Origin of the sequence: Streptomyces glaucescens, assembly GCF_002154375.1 — a bacterium.
GTDB lineage: Bacteria > Actinomycetota > Actinomycetes > Streptomycetales > Streptomycetaceae > Streptomyces > Streptomyces glaucescens.
This window is the reverse complement of the sequence record NZ_MUND01000361.1, coordinates 1-2,207: the sequence shown is the minus strand read 5'-3', so window position 1 is coordinate 2,207 and position 2,207 is coordinate 1. Positions and strand designations below refer to the sequence as shown.

General features: G+C 70.4%; 3 protein-coding genes. All 3 read left to right on the top strand.

The annotated features are described in order from the left end of the window. Positions 1 to 176 (top strand): ATP-binding protein (locus CCN42_RS44690; RefSeq protein ID WP_143661994.1); only part of this gene is annotated, 176 nt, incomplete at its 5' end. 137 nt (positions 177 to 313) lie between these two features. Further along, positions 314 to 1,633: an Nramp family divalent metal transporter gene (locus CCN42_RS23205; protein ID WP_086738476.1), complete on the top strand. Its 1,320-nt coding sequence runs from the start codon at positions 314 to 316 to the stop codon at positions 1,631 to 1,633. A gap of 101 nt (positions 1,634 to 1,734) precedes the next feature. Continuing rightward, a partial coding sequence (locus CCN42_RS23200; protein ID WP_086738474.1) for a SigE family RNA polymerase sigma factor occupies positions 1,735 to 2,207 on the top strand: 473 nt, incomplete at its 3' end.

Genomic DNA, 2,207 nt, shown 5'->3' with positions numbered 1-2,207 from the left:
CCGGGCGCCGGGTGCCGCAGGTGCTTCAGGCGGGCACCTCGGAGAACGGCCGCGGGATGTACCTGGTCGACGCGCTCGCCCGACGCTGGGGCTGTCACCAGGACGGGGCGGGCAAGACCGTGTGGTTCGAACTCGGCACGTGCGCGTGCGACGGCTGCGGCCGGCGGCAGCCGTAGCACGGGAGCGGCCCGGGTCCCGGTGGCACATCCGGCCGCCGGGGCCCGTTCGTGCGCGTTCGATCAGCTGGGCGCAAACGGTGGAGATCCCGCACGCCCTCTTGCCGCGACGCTGACCATCGGCTTTCTTGACGTTCATGGCGGACACGACGGGAAACACAGCGGCAGCACAGGTCGGCGGGCCGGACCCCACGCCCCGCAAGTCGAGTTGGAAGTACATCGGTCCCGGGATCGTCGTCGCCGCCACGGGGGTCGGCGCCGGTGACCTGGTGGCCACCCTCATCGCGGGCAGCAGCTTCGGCTACACGCTCCTGTGGGCCGCCGTCCTCGGCTGCCTGGTGAAGATCTCCCTCGCCGAGGCGGCGGGCCGCTGGCACCTGTCCACCGGCCGCACCCTCTTCGACGGCTGGGCGAGCCTCGGCCGCTGGACGACGTCCTTCTTCGCCGTCTACCTCGTCGTGTGGGGCTTCGTCTACGGCGCGGCGGCGATGTCGTCGAGCGCGCTCCCGCTCCAGGCGCTGTTCCCGGACGTCATGGACCTCGAGTGGTGGGGCGTGGCCTGCGGACTCGTGGGCCTGGTCTTCGTCTGGTTCAACAAGTACGCCGTGTTCGAGAAGGTCATGACGGTCCTGGTGGGCGTCATGTTCGTGGTGACGGTGTACCTGGCGATCCGGGTCACCCCGAACCTCGGCGAGGCCTTCGCGGGCCTGCTCCCGGTCCTCCCCGACGAGAAGGACTCCATCCTCAACACCCTCGGCCTGATCGGCGGCGTCGGCGGCACCATCACCCTCGCGGCGTACGGCTACTGGGTCAACGCCAAAGGCTGGACCGACACCACCTGGATGAAGGTCATGCGCCTCGACAACCGGGTCGCCTACGCCACCACCGGCATCTTCGTCGTGGCCATGCTCTTCGTCGGCGCGGAACTCCTGCACTCCGCGAACGTGGCCATCGCCAGCGGCGACAAGGGCCTCATCCAGCTGACCGACATCCTGGAGGCCGAGTACGGCACGGCCACCGCCAAGTTCTTCCTCATCGGCTTCTTCGCCACCTCCTTCACCTCCCTGATCGGCGTCTGGCACGGCGTGAGCCTGATGTTCGCCGACTTCGTGGCCCGTTACCGCCGCGGCGACCAGGCGAAGGGCGCGGAGATCGCCGCCGGCACCCGCGAACGCTCCTGGCCCTTCCGCGCGTACCTCCTCTGGCTGACCTTCCCCCCGATCATCCTGCTCTTCCAGGGCCAGCCCTTCCGCCTGATCATCCTCTACGGCGTCCTCGGCGCGGCCTTCCTCCCCTTCCTCGCCGGCACCCTCCTGTGGCTCCTCAACTCCGCCCGCACCCCCCGCGAATGGCGCAACGGCTGGCTGAGCAACGGCATGCTGACCCTCGCGGGCCTGCTCTTCCTCATCCTCTGCGTCAAGCAGATCTGGGACCAGCCGTGGTCGGAGTTCTTCTAGCCGCCACAGCGCGGCGAGAAAATCGTCACGCGGCATGAAACATTTCCCGGCCCCCACCGCATCAATGAGGTGACAGCGTCGGTGCGAGGGCGGGGGCGTGGATGAGACGGGGCCGGGCGGACGAGTACGCGGAGTTCGCGGCGGCACGCGCCGCGCACCTGTACCGGTCCGCGTGTCTGCTCACCGCGGGTGACACCCACCACGCCGAGGACCTGGTCCAGGAGACGCTGGGCCGCCTCTACGTCAGCTGGCACCGCGTCAGCCGCGCCGGGAATCCCGCCGCCTACGCCCAGACCGTGCTCACCCGCACCTTCCTCGCCCAGAAGCGGCGGCGCAGCAGCACCGAGCGGACGACCGACGTCCTCCCCGAACGGGCGGACACCGCCGGCGGTGACACCTCCCTGCGCCTGACCCTGCTGGAGGCGCTGGCCCGGCTGCCCGCCAAGGACCGGGCGGTCGTCGTCCTGCGCTACTGGGAGGACCGCAGCATCCAGGAGACGGCCGACGCCCTGCACGTCAGCTCGGCCGCCGTACGCACCCGCTGCGTACGCGCCCTCGCCCGGCTGCGGGAGCT